Annotated in this window: 1 protein-coding gene; it reads right to left on the bottom strand. The window is 70.2% G+C overall.

The features are described 5' to 3' along the window. Window positions 1–420: helix-turn-helix domain-containing protein (locus QWZ14_RS28895; RefSeq protein WP_290320531.1), on the bottom strand; the 420-nt coding region annotated here is incomplete at its 3' end. Between the last annotated feature and the right edge of the window lie 86 nt (window positions 421–506).

The following is a 506-nucleotide window of genomic DNA, read 5'->3' as shown; positions in this document are numbered from 1 at the left end:
GTAGCCCAGCGCACGCACCTCGCGGCTCAGCGTCTGCTTTGCCACCGTGACCCGGTGTTCCTCCCACAGCCACTGGCAGAGGTCGATCAGCCGCCAACGCACCACCCCGTGGATGGCGGGTATCGGGCCGCTCTCCAGCGCCGCCGCCAGGGCCGTCCGGTGTGCGTCGTTCAGCCGCGCCGCCTGGCCAGGCGCCTTGCGGTCGACCAACCCGGCCGGCCCTTCGGCGTTGAACCGCAGCACCCAGTCGCGCACGATCTGCAGCGTCACCCCGCCGATCCGGGCGGCCTCGGTGCGCGATGCCCCATCATAGATCGCGGCCAAGGCCAGCAGGCGCCGAGCCTGCGCCGCGTCCTTCGTCTGCCGCGCTGCGGCGCGCAGCCCGCCCGCAGCAAAATCCGCCCGAAGTGCGATGGGCATGGCAAACCTCCCCTGGTCGCCATGTTGAATCAGCCCGCCGCCACTTTGGGAATCCCAAACGAGTCACGCTCTCGGAGACTTGGTAT

Source organism: Paeniroseomonas aquatica (genome assembly GCF_030409335.1).
In the GTDB taxonomy this organism is placed as follows: Bacteria; Pseudomonadota; Alphaproteobacteria; order Acetobacterales; family Acetobacteraceae; genus Belnapia; species Belnapia aquatica.
The sequence above is the reverse complement of the archived record's forward strand: the minus strand, read 5'-3'. Positions and strand labels throughout refer to the sequence as shown.